The 26530-nt window shown below is 67.5% G+C and carries 25 protein-coding genes; 12 read left to right on the forward strand and 13 right to left on the reverse strand.

All coding sequences use genetic code 11. The annotated features are described in order from the left end of the window. Positions 1-2: 2 nt before the first annotated feature. The 3 genes from AC3WMA_RS05990 to AC3WMA_RS06000 are packed head-to-tail and all read left to right on the forward strand — an operon-like array spanning position 3 to position 4020. A complete protein-coding gene (locus AC3WMA_RS05990) occupies positions 3-1175 on the forward strand; it encodes an ABC transporter permease (RefSeq protein WP_492284455.1) in 1173 nt (390 codons plus the stop codon). Further along, positions 1172-2800, forward strand: a complete 1629-nt coding sequence (locus tag AC3WMA_RS05995; protein WP_492284456.1) for an ABC transporter ATP-binding protein — start codon at positions 1172-1174, stop codon at positions 2798-2800. Before AC3WMA_RS05990 ends, AC3WMA_RS05995 begins: the two co-directional genes overlap by 4 nt. A gap of 2 nt (positions 2801-2802) precedes the next feature. Next, positions 2803-4020, forward strand: coding sequence for a phosphopentomutase (locus tag AC3WMA_RS06000; RefSeq protein ID WP_492284457.1), 1218 nt, complete (start codon positions 2803-2805; stop codon positions 4018-4020). Between the two features lie 3 nt (positions 4021-4023). Here the strand turns inward: AC3WMA_RS06000 and AC3WMA_RS06005 are convergent, their stop codons facing one another. Together AC3WMA_RS06005 and AC3WMA_RS06010 are read right to left on the reverse strand one after the other, a co-directional pair. Next, the gene (locus AC3WMA_RS06005) at positions 4024-5481 is read right to left on the reverse strand and encodes a methyl-accepting chemotaxis protein (protein WP_492284458.1); all 1458 of its coding nucleotides are present in this window, start codon (positions 5479-5481) and stop codon (positions 4024-4026) included. Further along, positions 5478-5765, reverse strand: a complete 288-nt coding sequence (locus tag AC3WMA_RS06010; RefSeq protein ID WP_492284459.1) for a hypothetical protein — start codon at positions 5763-5765, stop codon at positions 5478-5480. Before AC3WMA_RS06010 ends, AC3WMA_RS06005 begins: the two co-directional genes overlap by 4 nt. Positions 5766-6031: 266 nt before the next feature. Here AC3WMA_RS06010 and AC3WMA_RS06015 point away from each other — a divergent pair, with 266 nt between their 5' ends. Beyond that, positions 6032-6460: a TadE/TadG family type IV pilus assembly protein gene (locus tag AC3WMA_RS06015; RefSeq protein ID WP_492284460.1), complete on the forward strand. Its 429-nt coding sequence runs from the start codon at positions 6032-6034 to the stop codon at positions 6458-6460. A 35-nt stretch (positions 6461-6495) separates the two neighbouring features. Next, positions 6496-8229: a pilus assembly protein TadG-related protein gene (locus tag AC3WMA_RS06020; RefSeq protein WP_492284461.1), complete on the forward strand. Its 1734-nt coding sequence runs from the start codon at positions 6496-6498 to the stop codon at positions 8227-8229. 6 nt (positions 8230-8235) lie between these two features. Here the strand turns inward: AC3WMA_RS06020 and AC3WMA_RS06025 are convergent, their stop codons facing one another. The 6 genes from AC3WMA_RS06025 to AC3WMA_RS06050 form a co-directional block, all read right to left on the reverse strand. Further along, entirely contained in the window at positions 8236-8640 is a 405-nt protein-coding gene (locus AC3WMA_RS06025; protein ID WP_257733984.1) for an arsenate-mycothiol transferase ArsC, read from the reverse strand. A 41-nt stretch (positions 8641-8681) separates the two neighbouring features. Next, complete coding sequence (locus AC3WMA_RS06030; protein ID WP_492284462.1) at positions 8682-9170, reverse strand: UPF0262 family protein; 489 nt, start codon at positions 9168-9170, stop codon at positions 8682-8684. Between the two features lie 103 nt (positions 9171-9273). Continuing rightward, positions 9274-10566: a histidinol dehydrogenase gene (hisD, locus tag AC3WMA_RS06035; protein ID WP_492284463.1), complete on the reverse strand. Its 1293-nt coding sequence runs from the start codon at positions 10564-10566 to the stop codon at positions 9274-9276. 40 nt (positions 10567-10606) lie between these two features. After that, positions 10607-11053, reverse strand: a complete 447-nt coding sequence (locus AC3WMA_RS06040; RefSeq protein WP_492284464.1) for a DUF2948 family protein — start codon at positions 11051-11053, stop codon at positions 10607-10609. 45 nt (positions 11054-11098) lie between these two features. After that, entirely contained in the window at positions 11099-12388 is a 1290-nt protein-coding gene (murA, locus tag AC3WMA_RS06045; protein ID WP_492284465.1) for a UDP-N-acetylglucosamine 1-carboxyvinyltransferase, read from the reverse strand. Between the two features lie 60 nt (positions 12389-12448). Next, positions 12449-12610 (reverse strand): hypothetical protein, encoded by a 162-nt coding sequence (locus AC3WMA_RS06050; protein WP_197064444.1) that lies wholly within the window; start codon positions 12608-12610, stop codon positions 12449-12451. Between the two features lie 425 nt (positions 12611-13035). On the opposite strand from AC3WMA_RS06050, the gene AC3WMA_RS06055 reads away from it, so the two are divergent. The 4 genes from AC3WMA_RS06055 (at position 13036) to AC3WMA_RS06070 (ending at position 19492) form a co-directional block, all read left to right on the forward strand. Continuing rightward, on the forward strand, positions 13036-13977 hold the full coding sequence (locus AC3WMA_RS06055) for an enoyl-CoA hydratase-related protein (RefSeq protein WP_492284466.1): 942 nt from the start codon (positions 13036-13038) through the stop codon (positions 13975-13977). A gap of 165 nt (positions 13978-14142) precedes the next feature. Next, positions 14143-16479 (forward strand): putative bifunctional diguanylate cyclase/phosphodiesterase, encoded by a 2337-nt coding sequence (locus AC3WMA_RS06060; protein WP_492284467.1) that lies wholly within the window; start codon positions 14143-14145, stop codon positions 16477-16479. A gap of 107 nt (positions 16480-16586) precedes the next feature. Continuing rightward, the gene (locus tag AC3WMA_RS06065; RefSeq protein WP_492284468.1) at positions 16587-18032 is read left to right on the forward strand and encodes an FAD-dependent oxidoreductase; all 1446 of its coding nucleotides are present in this window, start codon (positions 16587-16589) and stop codon (positions 18030-18032) included. 11 nt (positions 18033-18043) lie between these two features. Continuing rightward, a complete protein-coding gene (locus tag AC3WMA_RS06070; protein WP_492284469.1) occupies positions 18044-19492 on the forward strand; it encodes a sensor histidine kinase in 1449 nt (482 codons plus the stop codon). Positions 19493-19504: 12 nt separating this feature from the next. Here AC3WMA_RS06070 and AC3WMA_RS06075 read toward each other — a convergent pair whose 3' ends face one another. Beyond that, positions 19505-20134, reverse strand: a complete 630-nt coding sequence (locus AC3WMA_RS06075) for a S24 family peptidase (protein ID WP_492284470.1) — start codon at positions 20132-20134, stop codon at positions 19505-19507. 166 nt (positions 20135-20300) lie between these two features. Here AC3WMA_RS06075 and AC3WMA_RS06080 point away from each other — a divergent pair, with 166 nt between their 5' ends. Together AC3WMA_RS06080 and AC3WMA_RS06085 are read left to right on the forward strand one after the other, a co-directional pair. Then, positions 20301-20645, forward strand: a complete 345-nt coding sequence (locus AC3WMA_RS06080; protein WP_492284471.1) for a DUF952 domain-containing protein — start codon at positions 20301-20303, stop codon at positions 20643-20645. Then, positions 20642-21730 (forward strand): quinone-dependent dihydroorotate dehydrogenase, encoded by a 1089-nt coding sequence (locus AC3WMA_RS06085; RefSeq protein WP_492284472.1) that lies wholly within the window; start codon positions 20642-20644, stop codon positions 21728-21730. The genes AC3WMA_RS06080 and AC3WMA_RS06085 overlap by 4 nt, the downstream gene beginning before the upstream one ends. 3 nt (positions 21731-21733) lie before the next feature. Here AC3WMA_RS06085 and AC3WMA_RS06090 read toward each other — a convergent pair whose 3' ends face one another. The 3 genes from AC3WMA_RS06090 to AC3WMA_RS06100 all read right to left on the reverse strand — a co-directional run bounded on the left by AC3WMA_RS06090 (position 21734) and on the right by AC3WMA_RS06100 (position 24540). Next, entirely contained in the window at positions 21734-21988 is a 255-nt protein-coding gene (locus AC3WMA_RS06090; protein WP_492284473.1) for a DUF6460 domain-containing protein, read from the reverse strand. Between the two features lie 103 nt (positions 21989-22091). Continuing rightward, positions 22092-22772, reverse strand: a complete 681-nt coding sequence (locus tag AC3WMA_RS06095; RefSeq protein WP_257733878.1) for a response regulator — start codon at positions 22770-22772, stop codon at positions 22092-22094. Positions 22773-22902: 130 nt separating this feature from the next. Continuing rightward, positions 22903-24540, reverse strand: a complete 1638-nt coding sequence (locus tag AC3WMA_RS06100; RefSeq protein WP_492284474.1) for a cisplatin damage response ATP-dependent DNA ligase — start codon at positions 24538-24540, stop codon at positions 22903-22905. Positions 24541-24647: 107 nt separating this feature from the next. Here AC3WMA_RS06100 and AC3WMA_RS06105 point away from each other — a divergent pair, with 107 nt between their 5' ends. Next, positions 24648-25430 carry an SGNH/GDSL hydrolase family protein gene (locus AC3WMA_RS06105; protein ID WP_492284475.1) on the forward strand — a complete coding sequence of 261 codons (783 nt, stop codon included), beginning with the start codon at positions 24648-24650 and terminating at the stop codon, positions 25428-25430. 7 nt (positions 25431-25437) lie between these two features. Here AC3WMA_RS06105 and AC3WMA_RS06110 read toward each other — a convergent pair whose 3' ends face one another. After that, entirely contained in the window at positions 25438-26502 is a 1065-nt protein-coding gene (locus AC3WMA_RS06110) for a ligase-associated DNA damage response exonuclease (protein ID WP_492284757.1), read from the reverse strand. Positions 26503-26530 lie beyond the last annotated feature (28 nt).

Genomic DNA, 26530 nt, shown 5'->3' on the forward strand with positions numbered 1-26530 from the left:
GCATGGACACGCTGATCGACGCCCCGCCGCCCGCCCTGCGCAGCGACGTGCCCCTCGCGCCGGCCGAGGCCAAGCAGGGCTGGCTCAAGCTCTCGCCGATTAACCGGCGCCGGCTCAACAACTTCAAGGCCAACAAGCGCGGCTGGTGGTCGCTCTGGCTCTTCCTCGCCCTGTTCGTGCTGACGCTCTTCGCCGAGTTCATCGCCAACGACCGGCCGCTCGTCGTGCGCTACAAGGACGAGTGGCTGTTCCCGGTCGCGGTGAACTACCCGGAAGAGAAATTCGGCGGCTTCCTCGCCACGACCGATTACCGCGATCCCGTCATCGCCAAGGAGATCGCGGCCAACGGCTTCGCGATCTGGCCGCCGATCCGCTACAGCTATCGCACGCATAATCTCGACTTGCCGGTGCCGGCCCCTGCCCCGCCGACCTGGCTGCTCAAGGACGAGCAGTGCAAGACGATCGCCGAACGCACAGGCGGATCGACCTGCCGCGACCTCGAATGGAACTTGCTCGGCACCGATGACCAGGGCCGCGACGTGGTCGCGCGGTTGATCTACGGCTTCCGCATCTCCGTGCTGTTCGGGCTGATCCTCTGCGCCTTCTCCTCGGTAATCGGCATCACGGCCGGCGCCATCCAGGGCTATTTCGGCGGCTGGACCGACCTGATCTTCCAGCGCCTGATCGAGATCTGGACCTCCATTCCCGCGCTCTACCTCTTGATCATCGTGGCGGCCATCATCACGCCCGGCTTCTTCGTGCTGCTCGGCATCCTCCTGCTGTTCTCCTGGGTGGCGCTGGTCGGCGTCGTCCGCGCCGAGTTCCTGCGGGCCCGCAATTTCGAGTATGTCCGGGCGGCTCGCGCACTCGGCCTCTCCAACCGCACGATCATGATCCGCCACTTGCTCCCGAACGCGATGGTGGCGACGCTGACCTTCCTCCCCTTCATCCTGAACGGCTCGATCACCACGCTGACCTCGCTCGACTTCCTCGGCTTCGGCCTGCCGCCGGGCTCGCCCTCGCTCGGCGAATTGCTGGCTCAGGGCAAGTCGAACCTGCAGGCGCCCTGGCTCGGCCTCTCCGGCTTCATCGTGATCGCGCTGATGCTGTCGCTGCTGATCTTCATCGGCGAAGCGGTGCGCGACGCCTTCGACCCGCGGAAGACCTTCGCATGAGCGCGCCGCTGCTTTCCGTCGAAGACCTCTCCGTCGCCTTCCGCCAGGGCGGGCGGGAGACGCTCGCGGTCGACCATGTCTCCTTCTCGATCGCCAAGGGCGAGACCCTGGCGCTGGTCGGCGAGTCCGGTTCGGGCAAATCGGTCTCGGCGCTCTCGATCCTCAAGCTCCTGAACTATCCGGCAGCCCATCACCCTTCGGGCAAGGTCCTATTCAACGGGCAGGACCTGATCGCGGCCGACGAGGACGCGATGCGCAAGGTGCGCGGCAACGACATCACCATGGTGTTCCAGGAGCCGATGACCTCGCTCAACCCGCTCCATACGATCGAGCGGCAGATCGGCGAGATCCTCGAACTGCACAAGGGCCTGCGCGGCGAGAAGGCGCGCGCCCGCACGCTGGAGCTGCTCGACCTCGTCGGCATCCGCGACGCCGCGAGCCGGCTCGACGCCTATCCGCACCAGTTGTCCGGCGGACAGCGTCAGCGCGTGATGATCGCGATGGCGCTCGCCAACGAGCCCGAACTGCTCGTCGCCGACGAGCCGACCACCGCGCTCGACGTCACCGTGCAGGCGCAGATCCTGAAGCTGCTCAAGGAGCTGCAGGGCCGGCTCGGCATGGCCATGCTGTTCATCACCCATGACCTCGGCATCGTCCGGCGCATCGCCGACCGGGTCTGCGTGATGCTGAAGGGCAAAATCGTCGAGCACGGCCCCGTGGCCGAGATCTTCGCCAACCCGCAGCACGACTATACCAAGCGCCTGCTCGCCGCCGAGCCGAAGGGGCGCCCTGCCCCCGTCCCGGCGGATGCCGCGACGCTGCTGGAGGCCGGGCCGGTCAAGGTCTGGTTCCCGATCAAGTCCGGCCTGATGCGCCGCGTCAGCGGCCATGTGAAGGCGGTGGACGGCATCTCGGTCAAGGTGCGCGAGGGCGAGACGCTTGGCGTCGTCGGCGAGTCCGGCTCGGGCAAGACCACGCTCGGCCTCGCCATCCTCAGGCTGATCGCATCAGAAGGGCCGATCGTCTTCCTTGGCGACCGGATAGACGGGCTTTCCAGCAAGCAGGTCCGGCCGAAGCGGAAGGATTTGCAGGTCGTCTTCCAGGACCCCTATGGCTCGCTCTCGCCGCGCATGTCGGTGGCCGAGATCGTGGCCGAGGGCCTCGCCATCCAGCAGCCTGATCTCAGCTACCAGCGCCAGCGCGAGATCGTGGCGCAGGCGCTCGCCGATGTCGGCCTCGACCCGGCGGCGATGGACCGCTATCCGCACGAATTCTCGGGCGGCCAGCGCCAGCGCATCGCGATCGCGCGGGCCATGGCGCTCAACCCGAAATTCGTCGTGCTGGACGAGCCGACCTCGGCGCTCGACATGTCCGTGCAGGCGCAGATCGTCGAGTTGCTGCGCGGCCTGCAGGCAAAGCGCAAGCTCGGCTATCTCTTCATCAGCCATGACCTCAAGGTCGTCCGGGCGCTGTCGCATCGGGTGGTGGTGATGCAGAACGGCAAGGTGGTGGAGGAAGGCCCGGCCGAGGCGATCTTCGCATCGCCGCGCGAGGCTTACACTCAGGCGCTGCTGGCAGCGGCACTCAATCTCGATACCGCCAGCTCCGCCGCAGTGAGGGATTGAGCATGACGCGCGCGCTCCTGATCGTGCTGGATTCGGTCGGCTGCGGCGGCGCGGCCGATGCAGCCGCCTATGGCGATGCCGGCTCCGATACGCTCGGCCATATCGCGGAAGCCTGTGCCGATGGGCGCGGCGACCGCGAGGGCCTGCGCAGCGGGCCGCTCAAGCTGCCCAATCTCGTCCGCCTCGGCCTCGCCCATGCCTGCGAGGCCTCGACCGGCCGGCCACTCGCCGGCGTCACGAAGCCGGCCAGGCCAGAAGGGCGCTGGGGCTATGGCGTCGAGATCAGCCAGGGCAAGGACACGCCATCCGGCCATTGGGAAATCGCCGGCTGCCCAGTGCCGTTCGAGTGGGGCTACTTCACCGCTCTCGAGAACTCCTTCCCGCCCGAGCTCGTCGCGGGCATCGTCAAGGAAGGCGCCCTCCCCGGCATCCTCGGCAACAAGCACGCCTCGGGCACCGCGATCATCGACGAGTTCGGGCCGGAGCATATCCGGACGGGCAAGCCGATCTGCTACACCTCGGTCGATTCCGTGCTGCAGATCGCGGCGCATGAGCAGCATTTCGGGCTCGATCGGCTCTATGCCCTCTGCAAGACGGTGCGCGGCCTCGTAGATCCCCTGCGCATCGGCCGCGTCATCGCGCGCCCCTTCGTGGGTTCGCCGGAGGAGGGCTTCACCCGCACCGGCAACCGCAAGGACTTCGCCATTCCGCCGCCAGGCGAGACGATCCTCGACCGGCTGGCGGCGCAGGGACGTACGGTCGTCACCGTCGGCAAGATCGGCGACATCTTCGCCCATCGCGCCACCGGCACCGAGATCAAGCCGTTCGGCAATGCGGCGATGCTCGATGCCGCGCTGGAGGCCTGGGACGGCCTGCCGGATGGCGGGTTCTGCTTCGTCAATCTCGTGGATTTCGACACGGAGTTCGGCCACCGGCGCGACATTCCCGGCTATGCCGCGGCGCTGGAAGCCTTCGACCGTCGCCTGCCACATATCGAAGCGGCGCTGAGGCCGGGCGATATCGCCGTGGTCACGGCCGACCATGGCAACGATCCGAGCTGGCCCGGCACCGACCATACCCGCGAGCATGTGCCGATCATCGCCGTTGGCCCCGGCATCGGCGCCAAGCCGCTCGAGCGCCGCGGCAGCTTCGCCGATATCGCCGCCAGCCTCGGCAGCTTCCTCGGCATCGGGCCGGTCGGTCCCGGCCATTCCTGGTAAAGATCAGGCCGCAGCAACCCTGCCGCAGAAGTTGGCGACGTCCTGACGGATGTCCTGCGCCTGCTGGGCAAGCGCGCTGGCGGCGCTCTGCAATTGCTGGGCAGCACCGTGGGTCTGGCGGGTCATGACCTCGAAGCCGCCGGCGACATCGGCGCTGCGCTGCGCTCCTTCGAAGGACAAACGGACCTGATGGGCGATCTCGGCGGTGGCGCGGCTCTGCTCGTCGACGGAGAGCGCGATCGCATTGGCGACACTCTCGACATCGCCGATCGCCTCGACGATGTCGCGGATCGCCTTGAGCGAACGCTGCGAGGCCTGCTGCATCGTGCCGATCTGGTGCGAGACCTCGTCCGTCGCCTTGGCGGTCTGGGCCGAGAGCGTCTTGACCTCGCTGGCGACGACCGCGAAGCCGCGCCCCATCTCGCCGGCGCGGGCCGCCTCGATCGTGGCATTGAGCGCGAGCATGCTGGTCTGGGCGGCAATGCCGCGGATGATCTCGACAACCGCGCCGACATTTTCGCTGCTCTGGGCGAGATGCTCGATCTCGGCGCTGGCGTGCCGGGCAAGGTCCGCGGCCACCTTCGAACCATCGGCCGACTGCCCGGCATTGCGACCGATCTCGCCGATGGAGGCGACGAGCTCCGTGCTCGCGGCCGAAAGATGATCGATGCTGTCCATCGTGCCGGCTGCGGAATCGGAGACCATCGCGGTCTGGCGCCGGACATGGTCGGAGGTTTCGGTCAGGGCTCCGGCCTCCGTGTTCATCGCGGCAGCGGAGTGATCGAGCACGGCCATCGCCTGCTCCATCTGCGACCGGAAGCCGGCGACGACATCGCGCAGCATCTCGGCACGCCGGCCGAGCTCTTCGGCGAGGTTGCGCTCCTTCTCACCGGCGATGCGTTCGCGCTCAGCGACTTCCTGCGCCCGCGCCAGATTTTGCTCGTTCACGGCGAACATGCGCTGCAGCACCACGGCGAAGACGGCGAGGAACGCCGTCTCGATGATGACGATCACGGCATGGAGCAACACGCGCAGCAGGCTGCCGCCCTGATAGAACACGGCTGCCGGCAGGGCATATTGCAGCACGAGATGGTGCACGGCCGTCAGCGCGGCGCCCATCAGGATCGGCCGCCAGTCGCAGAAGCCGGCGAGCAGCGCCAGAACCGCGAAATAGTACATGTGGATGTCAGGCTGCCAGGGATGGCCGGCAAAGCTGAACACCAGGATCGAGACCTGCCCGATCAGCATGGCGGCAATGACGAGCTGCGTCACGATGGCGGGACCGGCCAGGCGATAGCTCGCCATGGCCACGAGGACGACCAGCGCCGCCATCGCGACCGGGATCACCCCGGATGCGCCATTCACCCAGAAGCCGAGGGCGAGCAGCGGCACATGCAGCAGCCCAAGGACGAGCAGGGCCTGCGTCACCCTGTGGCGTACGGCTGACAGGGTCCAGATCATGACGAGGCTTCCGTTTGGCCGGAACTATCGAGACACCCGGCAAGGCCCGCGAGGACAAGGGAGAACCACGCGCCTTGCGGCAACGCCGGGGCCTGCCCGCTCAGCGTCGGCGCCACGACGACGATCGCAGTGAAGCGGCCGCTGCGCAGGACGCGGTGACCGGCGGCGAAGCTTTGCGCGATCGCCTCCGCGCCGTTGGTCCAAGGTGGGAAGACGATGGCGACAGGGACGGTCCCGTCCGTCGCACGCGGCAGGCTCGCAAACGCCCCGAGGCTGACCAGCAAGCAGACCAGCCCGACGAGGAATCCGCCGGCAGGTGACAACCGCTCCGCGCGAGCCGCACCGGGTTCCGCAGGAGATATCGATGGCATTGGCTGGGAATCACTCGGGGCTGCTGCGGCGTATCTGCGAAGCAATCCCAGCCGTGTAAAATTTTACTTAAGCCGTTCACCCGGGCTGAACCGCGATTGCTCCTCCCAGGCGGCATTTACCTTTCATCAAGAGGCGAGATTTACAACCTTTAGTTGTATCTACTTATCGAGGAACGGCCATGCTGCCTGCCCTGTCCCGCTTCTCCCGAAACCAGCGCGCGACCACCGCCATCGAGTTCGCCTTCGTCGCGCCGATCCTGCTGCTGCTGCTCGTCGGCATCATGGGATACGGCTATGTCTTCGGCATCTACCACAGCATCCAGCAGATCGCGGCCGAGGCGGCGCGCTCGTCCGTATCAGGCCTGGACGACACCGAACGTTCCAGGATCGCCCGCGACTTCATCACGGCCCATGCCGGCTCCTATGCCTTCATCGACCCGACAAAGCTGAGAGTCCGGACCGGCCAGACCGGCCCACAGATGCAGAGCTTCGAGGTCGCGGTCGCCTACGACATGAGCGGCTCGGTCTATGACAGCCTCAGCCGAATGGTTTCTCTTCCTCAACCCATGATTGAGCGCCGGGCCATCGTCCAGCGTGGCGGATACTGAACGCATTTTCGTGGCTCGAAGCCAGGGGGGCATCCATGCTCAGGCTCAAGAACTTCGCCCGCAATCAGAAGGGCGGCGCCGCCATCCTCTTCGCGGTCTCCGCGACGGTGATGATCGGCTTCGGTGCGATGGCCGTCGATGTCGGCAATTTCTTCTACGAGAAGCGCAAGCTGCAGACCGCCAACGACCTCGCCGCCCTCGCCGCCGCCAGCGACCTGCCGCGTGCGCAGGCCGCCGCCCAGTCCAGCGCGACCCAGAACGGCTTCCCCGGGAGCGCGATCCAGGTACTGCAGACCGGCGTGTACACGCCGGACCCCAAGCAGGCGCCGGATGCACGCTTCGTCCCGAGCTCGGCCACAACGGCGAACGCCGTCAGGATCGACATGCGGACGACCGCGCCGCTGCTGCTCGGCCGGGTCCTGGCATCGTCATCCACGACGACCCCCATGCCGGGCTCCCCGCCGCGTCCCGGGGAAAGCACGACCGTCGCGAGCCTCAGCAACGGCGATGTGCCGATCGGTTCCAGCGCGATCGCGTTCCAGGACGCGCAGGCCTCGTTCGCCGTCGGCTCGCGCTTGCTCAAGCTCGATGGCGGGCTGCTCAACAGCCTTCTCGGCGGCTTGCTCGGCGGCGGCGTGTCGCTGTCGGTCATGGACTATGATGCGCTGATCAAGGCGCGAGTCGACCTGTTCGACTTCTCGAAGCGCCTCGCGACCCGCCTCAATCTCACGGCAGCGACCTATGACGACGTCCTGAAGGCCGATGCCAAGCTCGGCGACGTGCTGGCCGCCGTGGTCGATGCTTCTCGCGACCACGACACCCGCAACGGCACCGCAACGGCGGCGCTCGGCCGACTCGCTGCGGCATCGGCGAGCGGCCTGCCGGTCAAGCTGTCCTCCCTGATCTCCTTCGGCCCCGCCGGCGACAAGCCTCTCTCCGGGCCGAAGCCGCTGGCGGCCTCACTCTCGGCGCTCGACATCGTCTCGGCCGTTGCGCAGATCGCCAATGGCAGGCGCCAGATCGATGTCGGGCTCAACCTCAACTTGCCCGGCGTCGCCGCCGTCTCGCTCAAGCTCGGCATCGGCGAGCGGCCGGTCGGCACCAGCCTGATGCGGGTCGGCCGCGCCGGAGCGAGCGTCCATACGGCGCAGACTCGCCTCCTGCTGACCGTCGATCTCGTCGGTTCGGGAGCCGCCTCTCTGGTCCGGCTGCCGCTCTATCTTGAGCTCGCCTCGGCAACCGCCCGCCTGACCGGCATCCAGTGCAACCCGGGCGCCGTCTCGACCTCGCGGGTCACGCTCGGCGTGACGCCGGCCCTGGTCGACGCCTGGATCGGGCAGGTCTCGATGGCGGAGTTCAACAATTTCAGCACGGCGCCGAACCCGCCCGCCGCGACGCTTCTCAACGTCGCCGGGCTCGCCAAGGTCTCGGGCCGTGCGCATGTGACGATGACCAATCTCTCGGAGGCCGCGGTCAGCTTCAGCTATCCGGAGATCCAGCGCGGCGACAAGAAGACCACCTCGACCCAGAATTTCGTCGCGACCCTACTGGGACGGCTCGTAGGCGACCTGGAGCTACGGGTGGAGGCCCTGGGGCTCGGCCTCGGCCTGCCCGGCCTGGACGGGCTCGTCAGCGGCGTGATCGCCAATGCGGCGACGCCGCTCGACCAGATCCTGAACGGCGTACTCGGCACGCTCGGCATCGGGCTCGGCCAGGCCGACAGCTGGGTCACCGGCGTGCGCTGTGGCGGGGCGGTGCTGGTGCGGTGAATTTCGTCAGCTCTGGAGACGCTGCTTGATCCGCTTGATCAGGCCGTCCCGGACATCGCGATAGGCGTCGAGCTTCTGCTCGCGCGACCCCTGGAACACGGTGGGGTCGACAGTCGGCCAGTACTCGACCTCGGCGGCATGGGTCCGCGTCAGGTCCAGCGCCTTGTGATGGGCCTCGGGCGAGAGCGTGATGATCAGGTCGAAATTGAGCCCTTCCCACTCCTCCAGCTCCTCGATCGATTTCGGCTTGTGCTTGCTCAGATCGATGCCGATCTCGTCGAGGATCGCGTGCACGAAGCCGTCCGGCTCACCTTTGCGAGCGCCGGCCGACTGGACATAGATCGACTTGCCGAAGAAATGCTTGGCCAGAGCCTCGGCCATGGGCGAGCGCACGGCGTTCATCGCGCACATGAACAGCACGCTCTGCACCTTGCGCGGGGCCTCCAAGCGCGTCAGCCCTTCCAGTGCAGGGCGTAGATCAGCGTGAAGAGGCGGCGTGCCGTGTCGAAATCGACCTCGACCTTGTTCGCCAGCCGCTCGGCCAGGATGCCGGCAGCCTCGTCATGCAGGCCGCGACGGCCCATGTCGATCGCCTCGATCTGCGTCGGCGTCGAGGTCCGGATCGCCGCGTAATAGCTGTCGCAGACCAGCTCGTAGTCCTTGATGATGCGCCGGAACGGGCTGAGCGACAGGTGATGCGTCACCACCGGCGCGCCATCGGCCTGCTTGATCTCGAAGACGAGACGCCGCTCGACCATCGCGAGATGCGCGAGATAAGGGCCGCCATCATGCTCGGGAACGACGAAGCTGTTGCGCTCGATCAGGTCATAGATGGCGACGGCGCGCTCATGCTCCTGATCGGGCGTGCCGCGGCCGAGGGAATTCTCGTCGAGGGTCAGGCCGACCAGACGCTGGTTGGTGGCAGTCGAGACGTCGGACATCGCTCCTCCGGCCATGGCACCGCCTGTCGGACGGAGCCGAAATCACTAAGCTTTAGAGCATTGCTCTTGCGAAAAACCGGTTCCCACTTTTTCGCGCAATGCTCTAGCGATTCAGTCTGATCGTCACGGATCGGCCGTGCGCCTGCAAGCCCTCTGCCTCAGCCAATTGCGTGGCGGCGGAAGCAAGCGCGCGCAGGCCCTCGGGGCCGCATTTCAGGAGCGAGGTCCGCTTCATGAAATCGCCGACGCCGAGGCCGGAGGAGAAGCGGGCCGAGCGGGCCGTCGGCAGGACATGGTTGGGGCCGCCGACATAGTCGCCGATCGCCTCCGGGGTATGGCCGCCGAGGAAGATCGCACCGGCATTGCGGATGAGACCAGCGAGCCGGTCCGGATCGGCCGTCATGATCTCCAGATGCTCGGGCGCGAGCCGGTCGACCAGCGGCACGGCGGCTTCGAGATCGGCGACGAGCAGGATCGCTCCGAAGTCCTGCCAGCTCCTGCCGGCGATCTCGGCGCGCGGCAGCGTCGCGAGCTGCGCCGCGACCGCCTTCTCGACCTCGGCCGCCAATGCGGCATCATCGGTCATCAGGATCGACTGGGCGGAGACGTCATGCTCGGCCTGCGCCAGGAGGTCGGCCGCGATCCAGTCGGGATTGGCGCTGCGGTCGGCGATGACCAGCACTTCGGAGGGGCCGGCAATCATGTCGATGCCGACCTGGCCGAAGACGCGGCGCTTGGCTGCCGCGACATAGGCATTGCCGGGGCCGACGATCTTGGCCACGGGGGCGATCGAAGCCGTGCCATAAGCCAAGGCCGCGACGGCCTGCGCGCCGCCGATGCGGTAGACCTCATGGACGCCGGCGAGACGAGCAGCTGCAAGGACGAGCGGATTGGTTTCGCCACGCGGCGTCGGCGCGACCATGACGATGCGCGGCACGCCGGCGACCTTGGCCGGGATCGCGTTCATCAGCACCGAGGACGGGTAGCTCGCGGTGCCGCCGGGCACATACAGCCCGACGGCCTCGATCGCGGACCAGCGCCAGCCGGTGCCGACGCCAACCGCGTCCTCGACCCAGGAATCGGCCGGCTTCTGGCGACGGTGATAAGTCTCGATGCGCTCGCGCGCGGTCTCCAGCGCAGCCAGCAGTTCCGGCGAGCAGGCGGCGACGGCCGCGTCGATCTCGGCTTCGCTGACACGCAGAGTCTCAGGCGTCAGGTCGAGCGCATCGAAGCGGGAGGTGTAATCGATCAGCGCCGCGTCGCCCTTCTCGCGGACATCGGCGATGATGTCGGCGGCGATGCGATCGACCTCCTCGGAGACCTCGCGCTTGGCGGAGAGCAAAGCCGCGAAGCCCTCGGCGAAGCGGGCATCCCTGTCGTCGAGCCTGATCGGCATCGCTTGGGTCCTTGGATATCGTCGAGAATGGGCTGGAGGCTCAGGCGCCGTCGGGATGGCCGGGCGTCGCCACGGCTTCCCAGACCGGGCCGAGATCCTTCATCTGGGCCTCGATGCACTCGACCGAGAGGCGGATCGCCGCCCCTTCCGAGAAATGCAGGGTCACCTCGCCGGCCGGGTCCTCGCCGAGGTCGAAGGTGACGGCGAGCAGGTTCAGGACCTTGTCGGGATCGTTCTTGTCGAGCTTGGCGCTGCGCACGGACTGGACGCGGTCGAAATGCAGCGCGGTCAGGCGGCGACGGCGCTGGCCGCGCTGGGCACCTTCCCAGTCGAAGCGACGCAACGCGAGCGCGAAGCGCTGCTCGCGCGGCAGGTAGATGAGGTCGGCAGCCTTCAGCACCGCATCCTGGAGATGGGCTGAGACAATCGCGAGATCATCGGCATCGAGTGCGATGAGCTTGAGCGGGTCGGCGGCATCGTCTGACATGGTTTTGTTCTGACGAGCCGCCCCAAGAAAATCAACAGTCGAGAATCAACTGCTGATGCGTTCCACCAGAGCGCCGCAGCGGCTGAGCTTCGCTTCCAGCGCCTCGAAGCCGCGATCGAGATGGTAGACGCGGTTGATCGTGGTGTCGCCTTCGGCGGCGAGTCCACCGATGACCAGCGAGACCGAGGCCCGCAGGTCGGTCGCCATCACCGGCGCGCCGGTCAACTTCTCGACGCCTTCGACATGCGCGACATCGCCGTCCAGCCGGATCTTCGCGCCGAGCCGGGCGAGCTCCTGCACATGCATGAAGCGGTTCTCGAAGATGGTCTCGCGGATGCGCGACGTGCCCTTCGCCCGGGTCATCAGCGCCATGAACTGAGCCTGGAGATCGGTCGGGAAGCCGGGGAAGGGATCGGTGTCGATATCGACCGCGGTCAGGCCGTGGCCATTGCGGCGCACGCGGATGCCCTCATTGGTCGAGTCGATATCGACGCCGGCTTTGGTGAGCACGTCGAGCGCCGACTGCAGCAGTTCCGGCCGCGCGCCTTCCAGCATCACGTCACCGCCGGTCATCGCCACGGCCATCGCGTAGGTACCGGCCTCGATACGGTCGGGCAGCACGGCGTGATGCGCGCCGCCGAGGCGGGCCACGCCCGTCACCACGATGCGTGGGGTGCCCGCGCCCTCGATCTTGGCGCCCATCTTGATCAGGCAGGCGGCGAGGTCGGTGACCTCCGGTTCGCAGGCCGCGTTCTCGATCACGGTCGTGCCCTGGGCGAGCACGGCGGCCATCAGCGCGGTATGGGTGCCGCCGACCGTCACCTTCGGGAAGACGATCTCGGCGCCCTTGAGGCCCTTGGGCGCCCGCGCCAATGCATAGCCGTTCTCGATCACGATCTCGGCGCCGAGCTTCTCCAGCGCCATCAGCAGCAGATCGACCGGGCGCGTGCCGATGGCGCAGCCGCCCGGTAGCGAGACCTTGGCCTCGCCCATGCGGGCCAGGATCGGCGCGATCACCCAGAAGCTCGCCCGCATGGTCGAGACCAGTTCATAGGGCGCGCAGGTATCGACGATCTGGCGCGCGGTCAGCGCGATGGTCTGGCCGGTCTCGGCCGACTGGCCGATGCGCTTGCCGGCGACGGTGCGATCGACGCCCTGGTTCGACAGGATGCGCGAGAGCGCGGTCACGTCCGAGAGCCGCGGCACATTGGTCAGCGTCAGCGTCTCGTCCGTCAGCAGGCTCGCGATCATCAACGGCAAGGCGGCGTTCTTCGCGCCTGAAATCGGAATAGCGCCATTGAGGCGCTGGCCGCCGGTGATGCGGATCTTGTCCATCGTCGGGTCCTGCTCGGCCGACCGGGCACAAGGCCGGCGGCGCATGGGAGAATAGGAAGTTCAGGTCCGGGAGGTATCGGCCTGAGAGGGTGGCTCCGGCTCACGCGCTTGCGCCTCGTCCGAGCGGCGAGCGCGAGCCTGGGCCTTGCGGCGCTTCAGGTTCTCGCGGAGCGCGGCGGCAAGGCGCGCCTGCTTCTCGTCCTCGGCTGTCTGGCGGGTCACGGCGTCAGCTCGGTCTGGGGTGTTTGAACGCGGGAACGCGGCGAATTCGCGGCGGTATCGTTAGACCCTGAGACGCGGCCGGACAAGCGCCGACGCTGACTGACGCCCCCTGCCCCATAGCGGGCCAGCATCGTGCCGGATGAAGCCAGTTTCGACCTCCGCTTTTCGCACCGGGCACAATCATTCTCCAGCAGCCGGCCAGGCGATCCATTTGCTTCGCGCTCCCGGCCCTTCACGAAATTTTCGTTCCAGCGACGGCGGCGCGGCCCTTGCTCTGCCTCGGTCCGTGGCGGTTCCGAAGGCTCCACCTGACGCTTGGTAAAGCAAAAATCCTTAATGCTATTAACCATTTCGGGGAGATTTCGTTTACACTTCGTTAAGAACGTTTACGCTGCCCGACATCAAGGAATTTGTGGGGTAGCGTCATGTTGCAGTCCTTGAAGTTGGGAACAGGAAGCCTCGCGCCGACCCTGTTGGAGAGCTGCGAAGTCATCGATGCGATCCGCTACAAGGCAGGGTTCCTGCCCGAGGTGGAGATCGCCTATGAGCCTGAGATCAAGACGCTCTGGGTCACGATCCGGCCGGAGCTGAAGCCCGTCTTCACGCTCCAGCTGCTCGACAGCCTCGTGAAGATCCAGAGCGCGATCGTCACGCTATGGGGGGCTCCGGACCAGTATCACCGCGCTCCGGTGCGCTTCCTCGCCTTCCGCGGCGCGGGGCCGTTCTTCACGCTCGGCGGCGATCTCGATTTCTATCTGGACTGCCTGGCCAAGAACGATCGCGCGTCGCTGGCGGAATATGCCCGGCTCTCGGCGGAAGGCGCGATCTGGAATTCCGGCGGCCTCAACGGCCTCGTGGTCACGCTCTCGACGATCCATGCCAAGGCGATCGGCGGCGGCATCGACGCGCCGCGCTCATGCAACGTGATGATCGCCGAGGAACAGGCCTCGTTCGTCTACCCCGAGATCAAGTTCAACCATTTCCCGATCACGGCGGTGGCGATCCTGTCGCGGCGCATGGGCCAGCGCGCGGCCGAGCAGATGCTGCTTTCCGGCGAGGAGATGAGCGCGCAGGAATTCATGGCGGCCGGCGGCCTCGAAGCGGTGGTCCCGACCGGCACGGGCGAGGACTGGATCCGCAAGTACTGCGCCGACTCCCTGCCGATCCACGCGGCCAAGACCGCCCTGTTCTCGGCCTTCAACCGCCGCTCCGGCGACCTGCGCGAAGAGCTCGGCCATCTCGGCCAGATCTGGACAGACTGCATGCTGCGCCTCAGCCCAAGCGCGATCTCGAAGCTGCAGCGTATCGCCCAGACGCAGGACCGGATGCTGGCCCGCGTCTATCAACGCCACCTCGCACCGGTCTGAACACAGCAGAAAATCCGGCCCAAAGGTGCCTGCAGTATTCCGGAGGCCGTTGTCCTCCGGAAAACCAAACGAAGCATTTACCTCTGCTCTCGTACAAACCTCGCATGATGCGCGACGTGCGGAATCCGCACATCGCACCGCGCGGGGCGGCAAAGGCAGGAGTAGATGGCAGGCGCTCTCAAGCGACTGATGGCGGCTGGTGAGCACGAGCAGGGCGAGAACATCGACCTGACCGGCTATACGCTGCTGGTCAGTTCGCTGTTTTCCTCGCCGGCCTCGATCATTCCTGGCGGCATCGCCGGCATCCTGACGCCTTTCCTGTGCTGGATATCCACCGGCATGGACATCTTCATGAGCCTCACCATCCTGGTGACGCTCATCGTTGTCCTGCGTATCGTGACGGTGATCGCCTACCGGCGGCGCAACCACGCCAATGACACCTATGCGCAGACCCGCCGCTGGGATCGCGACTACTTTCTCGGCGCCACGATGTTCAGCGCCGTGCTCGGCTACAGCTGCTATGTCGCGCTGGTCCAGACCGACGACCCGGCCGCGCATATCACCTCGGTCGCCTCGACCATCGCACTGGCCTCGGGCTATGTCGCGCGCAATGCCGGCCGGCCGAAATTCGTGGCGGTTCAGCTCCTGACCTTCTGCATCCCGATGGCGATCGGGCTGATCGGCGCGCATAACCCATATTATCGCTATATCGGCTATTTCGCCTTCCTCTACGTGGCAGCCAATATCGCGATCACCAATTCGCTGCACCGGAACCTGCTGGCCCTGAGCGACGCCAACAAGCAGTCCAAGGCGCTGGCTTCAGCCCTTCATTCGCAGAACCTGACGCTCGATGCCGCGCTCAACACCATGATCGACGGGCTGGCGATGTTCGACCGCAGCCTCAAGCTCGCGGTCAGCAATGCGCCTCACAGCACGCTCTACGGCCTGCCCGAGACGCTCGCCCTGCCGGGCACGCCCTTGACGGCGATCGCACGCTTCCTGGTCGAACGCCAGGTGATCAGCCAGGAGCAATTGCGCGACATCCGCACGGCACTGACCGAGGTGCAGACGACCCAGCAGGCCACCAGCCGCGAAGTGGTCACCCGGGGCGGGCTCGTGCTGGTCGTGACGCTGGCGCCTGCGGCCGAAGGGGGCATCCTGATGCTCACGGAGGACGCCACCGAGCGCAAGGCGACGGAGGCGCGCATCGAGCAGATGGCGCGCTTCGACGAACTGACAGGGCTCGCGAACCGTTTCGAGTACACCACGCAGATCAACGAGACCTTCGCCAAGCTGGAGCGCACGGGCGATGGCTTCGCGCTGCTCTATCTCGACCTCGACGGCTTCAAGCAGGTCAATGACAGCCTGGGCCACGATATCGGCGACCATGTGCTGATGGAGACCGCGAGCCGCCTGCGCGGCGCGATCCGCAGCAACGACATGCTCGCCCGCTTCGGTGGCGACGAATTCCTGCTGATCCTGCCCTCCGCCGACCATCTCGTCGTCACCGCCATCGCCCAGCGCATGATCGACGTGATGTCGAAGGCCTTCGATGTCGACGGCAAGACCGTCTACGTGACCGCGAGCATCGGCATCGCGATGGCGCCGCTCGACGGCGCCAATCCGGCCGACCTGCTGCGCCATGCCGATACCGCGCTCTACAAGGCCAAGTCTGCCGGCCGGAACATGCTGATGTTCTTCAACCCGGCCATGGCCGAGGAGATGATGGAGCGGCACGAGATCGAGGTCGATCTGCGCAAGGCCTGCGTCGACGGTTCGCTTGAGCTCTACTACCAGCCGATCATCGACCTGAAGACCCAGAAGGTCGTGTCGCGCGAGGCGCTGATGCGCTGGCGCCACCCCACCCGCGGCATGGTGCCGCCGAGCGTCTTCATCCCGATCGCCGAACAATCCGGCCTGATCGCCGGCATGGGCGACTGGGCGATCCGCCAGGCCTGCCGCGATGCCGCGAGCTGGGAGCCGGGCATCGGCGTCTCCGTCAACGTCTCGCCACTGCAGTTCCGCGAGCCGCGCCGGATCGTCGAGACGGTCAAGGAGGCCCTCCTCGCCTCGCAGCTCGAATCGCGCCGCCTGATGCTCGAAGTCACCGAATCGCTGCTGATCGAGGACGACAAGCTGGCGCTTTCGGTGCTGGACGAATTGCGGGCGCTGGGCGTGACCTTCGCGCTGGACGATTTCGGAACCGGCTATTCCTCGCTGGCCTATCTCTCGACCTACCCGTTCGCGCAGGTGAAGATCGACCAGAGCTTCGCCCGCGAAGTCCACACCAACGAGGCCTCCAAGGCCGTCATCGAGGCCGTCTGCCAATTGGCGCGCCGGCTCCAGATGAATGTCGTGGTCGAAGGCATCGAGACCGAGCAGCAGCGCATCGCCGTCCAGCTGCTGGGCGCGCACCGTGCCCAGGGCTTCCTGTTCGGCCGCCCGGAAGCGCTGGCCAGCATCAAGGACCGCAACGGCAGCGGCAATCGCAGCGTCGCCTGAACGGGCCTGCATGTTCCTTTAATTCAGGAACGATTGTGCAACGGCCTTGATTCCGCCGGCCCGGCAACGCATCAGCGTTCAGGGACGACAGCGAAACGGGACATCCGGTGAGCGACGGCACGGCCAAGGCGGCGAAACCAGCCGCGTTGACACCCGATATCTGCGTCATCGGCGCGGGCGGTAACGGCAGCGCGCTGGCGATCGCCGCGGCGGCCTTCGGCGTCCCCGTCGTGCTGATCGAGCGGGACGCCATCGGCGGCGACAAGGGCCCGCTCGCTGTCCGAGCATTGATCGAGGCCGGAGCCCGCGCGCAGGCGCTGCGCGAGGCCGGGCGGCTTGGTTTCGCGGCAGCCGAGCCGCAGCCGAATCCGGCCCAGATCCACGATCATATCCAGCGGGCACTGGCAGCCGACCGGGCCAATCACACGGCCGAACGACTGGCCACGCTCGGCATCAGCGTCATCCGGGGCGAGGCTCGTTTCACCAGCCGCAGCACGGTCACCGTCGAGGGACAGCCGATCAAGGCACGCCGCTTCGTCATCGCCACCGGCGCGCGCGTCGCGTCGCCCGCGATAGCGGGGCTCGATGCGGTGCCGGTTCTCCGCGAGGCCGATCTTGCCGGCCTGACCCGGTTGCCTGAACGGCCGATCGTGCTGGGCGGCGCGGGCGCTGCCCTGGCCCAAGCCCTGCGCCGACTCGGCTGCGCCGCGACCCTCGTCGCGCCCGAAGGCTTGCTGGCGGGCCATGACGCCGAAGCGGCGACGATCCTGCGCCGCCGCCTGCTGCGCGAGGAGCTGGCGCTTCACGAGGACGGCGAGCTGCTGCGGGCGGAACGCTCGCGCTCCGGGCTTCGCCTGATCCTGGCCTCGCCTTCCGGCGAAACCACGATCGAGGGCTCGCATCTCATCCTTTGCGGCCCGCGCCGGCCTGCGATCGAGGACCTCGACCTCGATCTCGGCGGCATCCGGCACGACGCCTCCGGCATCGTCGTCGACCGTAGCCTGCGGACGAGCAATCGCCGCGCCCATGCGTTGGGCGCCTGTGCCGGCGGTGCGGCGACCGCCCGTGCCGACCGCGAGGGCGACGACCATGTCGGGCTCGTGCTGCGCAGCGTCCTGTTCCGCCAGCCGGTGAAGATCGACCCGATCAGCGAACCGCGCGTCGCCTGGAGCCGGCCGCAGGTCGCCTCGATCGGGCTTTCGGAGACGGAGGCTCGGAAAGCGGCCGGCAATATCCGGGTGCTGCGCTGGCCGTTCTCCGAGAATGCCGCAGCCCAGGCGGCCGGCGAGACCGAAGGCTTCGTCAAGGCGATCGTCGACCGCAAGGGCCGTATCCTCGGCGTCACCATCGTCGGCGAGGATGCGGGCGAGTTGATCGCCCCCTGGTGCATCGCGATGCGGGCCGGGCTCGGCGTTGGCGACCTCGCCGGCATGCCGCTGCCCGCCGGCGCCCGCTCGGACGCCTCGCGTCGCGCAGCCCTCTCCTTCCATGCGGCTTTGACGACGCGGCCGGGCCTGCGCCGCCTCATCGGCTTTCTGCGTCGTTTCGGCTAAGATCACCGGCGATGCATGCACCCAAGTCAGCCTTGTCGGTCAGCCAGCCGCGCGGCCTCACCCGCCTCGGCCTCTCGGCCAAGCTGCTGCTGGTCACCGTGCTCTTCGTCATGCTGGCGGAGGTGCTGATCTATCTGCCCTCAATCGCGAATTTCCGGCGCAGCTGGCTGCATGACCGGATCGCCGCCGCGCAGGTTGCTGCACTCGTGCTGGAAGGCGCCCCGGAGGACGGCCTGCCCGAAGGCAGCGAGAACCGTCTGCTGATGGGCGTCGGCGCCCGCGCGATCGCGGCCCGCGTCGGCGCGGCGCGGCGCCTGCTCAGCCTCGATTCGATGCCGCCGCCTGAAGTCTCGCGTTCGGTCGACTTGCGCAACCTGGGCTGGCTGAGCGCGATCGAGGAGGCTCTGGCCGTGCTGGTCTCGCCCGCGACCATGCCCATCCGCGTGGTCGGCGAGGCGGTCGGCGGCGCTGATTTCGTCGAGATCGTCATTGACGAGGCGCCGCTGCGCCGGGCGATGCTGAAATTCTCCTGGAGCCTGCTGCTGATCTCGCTGCTGCTCACCGGCCTCACCGCGCTCGCCGTCTATATCGCGCTCAATGCGCTGATCATCGGGCCGATCCGGCATCTGGCGGCCAATGTCATGGAGTTCGAGGCCGACCCCGAGAACCCGCGACGGATCATTGAGCCCTCTTTGCGCGCCGACGAGATCGGCGAGGCGGAGCGCGCGCTCGCCCGCATGCAGGCGACGCTCGCCGACGAGTTGCGCACCAAGAAACATCTCGCCGAGCTCGGCCTCGCCGTGTCCAAGATCAATCACGACCTGCGCAACATGCTGGCAGCGGCGCAGCTCATGTCCGACCAACTCATCGAGACCCGCGACGCCAAGATCCGCCGCTTCGCACCGCGCCTGATCGCGACGCTCGGGCGCGCCATCGATTTCTGCCAAGCGACCCTCGCCTATGGCCGCGCCGCCGAGGCGACGCCCGCGATCCGAGACGTCGCGCTGCGCCAGCTCGTCGCCGAACAGGCGGAGATGCTCGGCCTCGGCGACGGCAAGCAGCCGCGCTTCGAGAACCGGGTGCCGCCCGAACTCTCCGCTCCCTGCGACCCCGACCAGATGGCGCGCGTGCTGACCAACCTGATGCGCAATGCGATCCAGGCGCTGACGCGGGCGGGGGCCGAAGCCGGCGACCTGCCCGTGCTGACGGTGACGGCCGGGCCTGAGAACGGCTCCTTCGCCTTGCGCGTCATCGATAACGGCCCCGGCGTGCCCGAGCGGGCGCGAGCCAACCTGTTCCAGGCCTTCCGCGGCTCGGTGACGCCGGGCGGCACCGGGCTTGGCTTGGCCGTCGCGGCCGAGCTCGTCCGGCTCCATGGCGGCTCGATCGCGCTGGAGCCCTCGACGACGGGCGCGGTCTTCGCGGTGATGCTGCCGGCGCGGCGCGCCAACGGGCACTGATCGGCGACGCGCCTACTGGCTCGCCCAGATCACCCGCGCCATGAAGGCGATCTCGGCATTGTTCAGCACGCGGTCGGCATGCTCCGGGTTGAGCGAGGCCAACTCGACCGTCTTGGCCGTCTGGCGCTTGAGCTGTTTGGCCAGCACCTCACCCTCCACCGTCTTGACCACGACGCGGTCGCCGCGCCGGACCGTCGCGGTCGGCGAGACGATGATGGTGTCGCCGTCACGATAGAGCGGCAGCATCGAATCGCCGGAGATTTCGAGCGCATAGGCCTTCTCGTCGGCGACGCCGGGAAAGGCGACCTCCTCCCAGCCGGTGCCAACGGGAAAGCCGCCATCGTCGAAGAAGCCGCCCGAGCCCGCCTGGGCGAAGCCGATCAAGGGAATCGTGCGGGCCGGCGCCGGCTCGCGCCGCAGCACCACGCTCATGAACTCGTCGAAGGAGGCGCCGGTCGCAACCAGGATCTTCGAGATCGATTCGGTCGAGGGCCAGCGCTCGCGCCCGTCGGGGGCGACGCGCTTCGAGCGGTTGAAGGTGGTGGCGTCGAGCCCGGCCTTGCGCGCCAGCCCCGAGGCGGTGAAGCCATAGCGCTGGGCGAGCGCGTCGATCGCCCCCCAGATCTGGTCATGTGACAGCATCGCTGAGGGCCTCGCTTCGCTCTTGCCGTTCGGCGGGGATTGAAGATAGGAAATATCCCCTATCGCATAAGATTTCAATCCGAATCTCGCCACAATCGGACAACCGCTTGCGGAATCCTCCTGCCAGCGTTTAAGCCGGTGCCGACAATCGCGCGCGAGACCTCCGGTGTCCCTGATCTACAAGATATGCCCTGCCGCGCTCTGGTCGGAAGCCGAGGCCAAGGGCCGCTTCGATGGCGCCCCGGTCGATCTCGCCGACGGCTATATCCATTTCTCCACAGCCGCCCAGGTCGCCGAAACCGCGGCGAAGCATTTCGCCGGGCAGGACGGGCTCCTGCTCATAGCCATCGACGACAAACGCCTCGGCCCGGCCCTGCGCTACGAGCCCTCGCGCGGCGGCGCGCTGTTCCCGCATCTCTATGCCCCGCTCGATCCGAAGGTCGTCCGCTGGATCGCCCCCATGCCGCTGAAGACCGACGGCAGCCACATTCTACCGGAGACGCTCGCATGATCGGCGGCCTGTTCAACCTCGCCCGGCCTCTGATCCACCGCATGGATGCGGAGACGGCGCATCGCCTGACGGTCACGGCGCTGGCCACGGCGCCCGCTCTCAAGCCAGGCGCGGACGACCCCGTGCTCGCGACAGAGGCGTTCGGGCTGTCCTTCTCCAACCCGGTCGGCCTCGCGGCCGGTTTCGACAAGAATGCGGAAGCCGTCGATGGTGCGCTGGGGCTCGGCTTCGGCTTCGTCGAGGTCGGCGGCGTGACGCCGCTGCCGCAGCCCGGCAACCCGCGTCCGCGCGTCTTCCGGCTGCTGGAGGACGAAGCCGTCATCAACCGCTACGGCCTCAACAGCGAGGGCATGGAAGCCGTGGCGAAGCGGCTCGAGGGCCGCCTGCGCCGCAACGGGCTCGTCGGCGTCAATCTCGGCGCCAACAAGGAATCGGCCGACCGCGCCGCCGATTATGCGACACTGGCGCGCCGGCTCGCTCCCCTCGCCGATTTCCTGACGATCAACGTCTCCTCGCCGAACACGCCGGGCTTGCGCGACCTGCAGGCGGAAAGCGCGCTCGACGACCTCGTGGCGCGGACGCTTGCGGCGCGGGACGAGGTGGCTACCGTTGGCCAGCGCACACCGATCCTGATCAAGATCGCGCCGGACCTGACGATGCCCGAGCTCGACGGCATGATCGCGGTCGCCCGCAAGCGGAATATCGACGGGCTGATCGTCTCGAACACCACGATCGCACGCCCGGACAGCCTGCGCAGCGCCAGCAAGGCCGAGACCGGCGGGCTTTCCGGCAAGCCGCTCTTCACCGCCTCGACCCGCATGCTGGCCGAGGCCTTCCTGCGCGTCGAAGGGCAATTCCCGCTGGTCGGCGTCGGCGGCGTCGATTCGGCCGAAGCCGCCTTCGCCAAGATCCGCGCCGGAGCCACGTTGGTGCAGTTCTATTCGGCGATGGTGTTCAAGGGGCCGGGACTGGCGAAGGAGATCAAGACCGGCCTCGCCACGCGGGCGCGCCGCGCCGGGCTGACGCGCCTGACCGCCCTCATCGGGCGCGACGCGGCGGCGATCGCGCGGGGCGAAAGGCTGTAACGCCTATTTCCGCGCCGCGAAGAGCCGCATCAGCAGCCAGAGCGGCACGACGATCAGCGCGCCGGCAATGACCCATTGGCCGACCTCGCGCACCGCGCCGAAGCCGAGCCCGGTGATCGAGCGCAGGAAGCGCGCGGCTGCGTCGTAGAGGCTCTGCGGGGAGAGGCCGAGAAAGGCCATGGCCGCGCCGACCAGAAGCGAGATGAAGATCAGGCGGACGAGGACGCTGAGGGGCGAGCCGCCGAGAAACCGTTCCATGGAAGCAATGGCCATCCTGTTGCGCCCCAAGCCGATCCGGGGCGCTTCCGCGCTGTCTTAACCTGAAACCCGTTGCGCTTGAACGGGGACTGAACGGAGCGCGTCAGGCGGTCGCCGCCGCCCCAGCCGTCGCCCAGGCGGTACCGGCAATCTTCGAGGCGGCGATCACGGCCTGCGTGCGGCTGTCGACATCGAGCTTGGTCAGGATCGCCGAGACATGCGCCTTCACGGTCGCCTCGGAGACGCCGAGCTCATAGGCGATCTGCTTGTTGAGAAGTCCTTCCGACAGCATCATCAGCACGCGCACCTGCTGCGGCGTCAGCGTCGAGAGGCGGCGGACCATGTCGGCGACCTCGGCATCCACGGGCGCGGACAAATCGACGCCGGGCGGGGTCCAGACGCCGCCGTCGAGCACGGCGCGGATCGCCTCGCCCATCTGCGCGACATCCGCCGTCTTGGGCAGGAAGCCGAGCGCGCCGAACTCGATGCAGCGGCGAATCACCGCCGGGTCGTCATTGGCGGAGACGACGATGACCGGAATCTCGGGATGGTCGGCGCGCAAGAAGAGCAGGCCGGAGAAGCCCTGCACGCCCGGCATGGTCAGATCGAGCAGGACGAGATCGGCATCGCCGCCGCTCGCCAGCGCCTCGGTCAGAGCTTCGAGCGAGCCGACCTCGCTGACCTCGGCCCCGCCGATGGCGCTCGACACCGCCTGACGCAGCGCGCCGCGAAACAACGGATGGTCATCCGCGATGACGATCCGCGTCGAAGGCTGCTTGCTCATGGCCCCACTCCCTTAAGCCTGCCCCGGCTCCGTCCGGTACGGGCCGATGCCTTGTTCGACCCGGACATTTTGCCTCAGCCCGGGCGTGCACCACAAGCACTGCAAACGCAAGGCTGCAACCCGTCACGGCTCAACCATTGGTCGGCAACAGCGCTTCCAGCACCTCGATATGGTCGGCCTCAACAGGCGGCTTGTCCCAGCGGATGCGGTTGATCCGGGGAAAACGCATGGCGAGGCCGGATTTATGCCGGGTCGAGCGCTGCAAGCCCTCGAAGGCGACCTCGAAGACGAGGCCCGATTGCGCGTCATGCGTGACCTCGCGCACCGGGCCGAAGCGGTTCAGCGTGTTCTTGCGGACATATTTGTCGATCTCGATCAGCTCCTCGTCGGTGAAGCCGAAATAAGCCTTGCCGACCGGGACCAGCTCCTCCCCGCCATCCTCGCCCACGCGCCAGACGCCGAAGGTGTAGTCCGAATAGAAGGAGGAGCGCTTGCCGTGGCCGCGCTTGGCATACATCAGCACGCAGTCGACGAGCCGGGCATCGCGCTTCCATTTCCACCAATAGCCCTTGGGTCGACCGGGCAGATAGGGCGAATCGCGGCGCTTGATCATGCAGCCCTCGACCGCTTCCGCATCGGCTCCGGCCCCCGCCCCGGCCGGATCGGCGCGAGCGGCCGTCAGCTCCTCCCAGGAGGCGAAGGGAATCACCGGCGAGAGATCGAAGCGGATGCTGGAAAGGCGCGACAGGAAGCCTTCAAGCCGCTGGCGCCGCTCTTCCAGCGGCAGATGCCGGATATCCTCCTCGCCATCGACGAGCAGGTCGTAGACGCGGATATGGGCGGGGAATTCGCCCAGCATCCTGGCGGTGACGGTCTTGCGGTTCAGCCGCTGCTGGAGGGTGTTGAAGCTCTGGACCGTGCTGTCGCGCATCACCAGCAATTCGCCGTCGAGCGCGCCGTCCAGCGTGAGTTCCTCTACGAGATCGGGGAAGGCGGCGGCGATGTCCTCGCCGGTGCGCGAATAAAGCCGCGTCACCCGCGTGCCGTCGGCCTTGCGACCGCTGACGGCCTGGACACGGATGCCGTCCCATTTCCATTCGGCCGAGAACTCTGCCGGGGCGAGCTTGTCGAAATCGCCGTCCTCGATCGGATGCGAGAGCATGACAGGCCGAAACGGCGCGGGATCGCGCGCCTCGGGACGCGGTCCCCTGCCCTCCAACCAGGCGAAGAGCTCGGCATAGGGCGGCTCCAGCCCGTGCCAGACCTGTTCGACCTCGTCGGGCGGCACGCCGCCGAGGCTGGCGGCCGCCGTCTTGGCGAGGCGGGCCGAGACGCCGATGCGCAAGGCCCCGGTGATGAGCTTGAGCAGGGCCCAGCGCCCGGTCTCGTCGAGCGCATCGAGCCAGCCGGCGACGAGGCGCGGCAGGTCGGTCTTGCCGGCCTCACGCAGGCTCTCGACCACCTCCGGCAGATGCGGCACCGCATTGGCGCCATGCCGAGCCGGCCACATCAGCGCCACCGTCTCCGAGAGATCGCCGACATAGTCATAGGACAGCGCGAACAGCACCGGATCGGTACGCTCGGCGATGAGCGCGCGGATCAGCCCGGCCTTGGCATTGCGGAAGACCAGCCCGCCCGTCATCGCCGCCAGCGCATAGCCGCGATCGGGATCGGGCGTCGTGCGCAAGTAATCGGCGATCAGCGCGATCTTGGCGTTGCGGCGCGGCTCATAGGCGAGGCGATCGAGCAGCCAGGCGAAGCGGTTCATGCTGTCGCCCCAGCGCCACACCGCGCCGCTTCATTCATGTTGCAGCGCATCGTTCAGATACCGTTCATGAAGCAAACCTTAACGGCAGCAGGGTAGCTAGGAGAGCCATGCCGATGCGCGCAGCGATGCGGTTTCTTGCCTTTGCCTTGCCTGCCATCGCTGCCACGTTTTCGGTCGGAGCCCCCGCGCAGGCGGCGAGCTTCTCCTGCCGCGAGACGCCGATCGTGCGCTCGAACGCCGCGCTTGCGCCACTCTCCGCCAAAGTCTCGCAGGGCAAGGCCCTGACGATCCTCGCCATCGGCTCGTCCTCGACCGAGGGCGTCGGCGCCAGCGCCAAAGACAAGACCTATCCCGCCCGCCTGCAGGCGCTGCTCGCCAAGTCCTGGCCGAAGTCGCAGGTCGAGATCGTCAATGCCGGCATCGGCGGCGAGACCGCACCGCAGACGCTCGCGCGCATGAAGGCTGCGATGGCCGCGCGTCCCTACGACCTCGTGATCTGGCAGGTCGGTACCAATGACGCCGTCAGGGGCGGCGATCTCAACGCCTTCAAGACGATGATCGGCGAAGGAATCGCGCTCGTCCGCGAGGCCGGCCCGGCGCTCGCCATCCTCGACCCGCAATATTTCCCGTCCGTGCGCGATCCGCAGCGCTATGGCCAATATGTCGAGGCCGTCGGCGAGGTCGCCCGGCGCGAGGCCGTGCCGGTCTTCGGCCGCTATGACGCGATGCGCGAATGGCACCGCAGCGATGCCGAGGCGTTCAAGGCCGCGCTCTGGACCGACGGCTTCCATATGAGCGATGCGGGCTATGACTGCCTCGCCCGCGACATGGCGAATGCGATGCTCGGCATGGCCGCGCCCGCGCGCCCGATCGTCGCCGCCTCGCGCTGATCGGACGCTAGACAGAAGCCGCATCGGCAGCCTCCTCGACCGGATCGGCCTCGCCCTCGTCGCCATAGCCGACGAGATGCAGCGGCTTGGCTTTCAGCCCCGCCGTGCCGCACCAGTGGACGAGCGCATCGGCCTCGCCATGCGTGACCCAGATTTCGCCGGCCTGGACCTCGCGGATCGTCGCGAGCAGATCGTCCCAATCGGCATGGTCCGAGATGACGAGCGGCAATTCGACGCCCTTCTGGCGGGCCCGCGCCCTGATCCGCATCCAACCCGAGGCGAAAGCTGTGACCGGGTCGGGAAAGCGGCGTGCCCACAGGTCCTGCGTCGCGCTCGGCGGGCAGATGACGATCTCGCCGCCCAGCGTCTTGCGATCGGTCTCGGAAACCAGCCTGACCTCGCCGAGCGGAATGCCCTCGGCTTCGTAGAAGGTGGTGATCTTCTCGACCGCGCCATGGATATAGATCGGGCGCTCGTAGCCGGCCTCGCGGATCAGGGCCATAACGCGCTGCGCCTTGCCTAGCGAATAGGCGCCGACGATATGCGTCCGCTCCGGGAAGAGCCGGACCGATTCAAGCAGCTTGGCCACCTCCCCCGCGGCAGGCGGATGGCGGAAGACCGGCAGGCCGAAGGTCGCCTCGGTGATGAAGATGTCGCAGGGCAAAGACTCGAAGCCGGCACAGGTCGGGTCGCGCTCGCGCTTGTAGTCGCCGGAGGCAACGATCCGCAGGCCCCGGCTCTCGACCGCGATCTGGGCGGAGCCAAGGACATGACCGGCCGGCACGAAAGTGAAATCGACCTCGCCGATCCGAATGACCTCGCCGGGCACGGCAACCTGCTGCGAACCGGTAAAACCCTCGCCATAGCGCAGAGCCATGATGGCCAGCGTTTCGCGCGTCGCCAGCACGGCGCCATGGCCGGCGCGGGCATGGTCGGAATGGCCATGGGTGATCAGCGCCCGCGCCACCGGGCGAACCGGGTCGATATGGATGTCGGCCGGCGGGCAATAGAGCCCGGCCGGCGTCGGCACCAGCAATTCGGAAGGGCGCCAGCGGGCGCTTTGTCTGGCCAGCGTCACACTCCTCGGCTACATCGGTCGG

It is taken from the genome of Allobosea sp. FW305-C-101 (assembly GCF_058783685.1).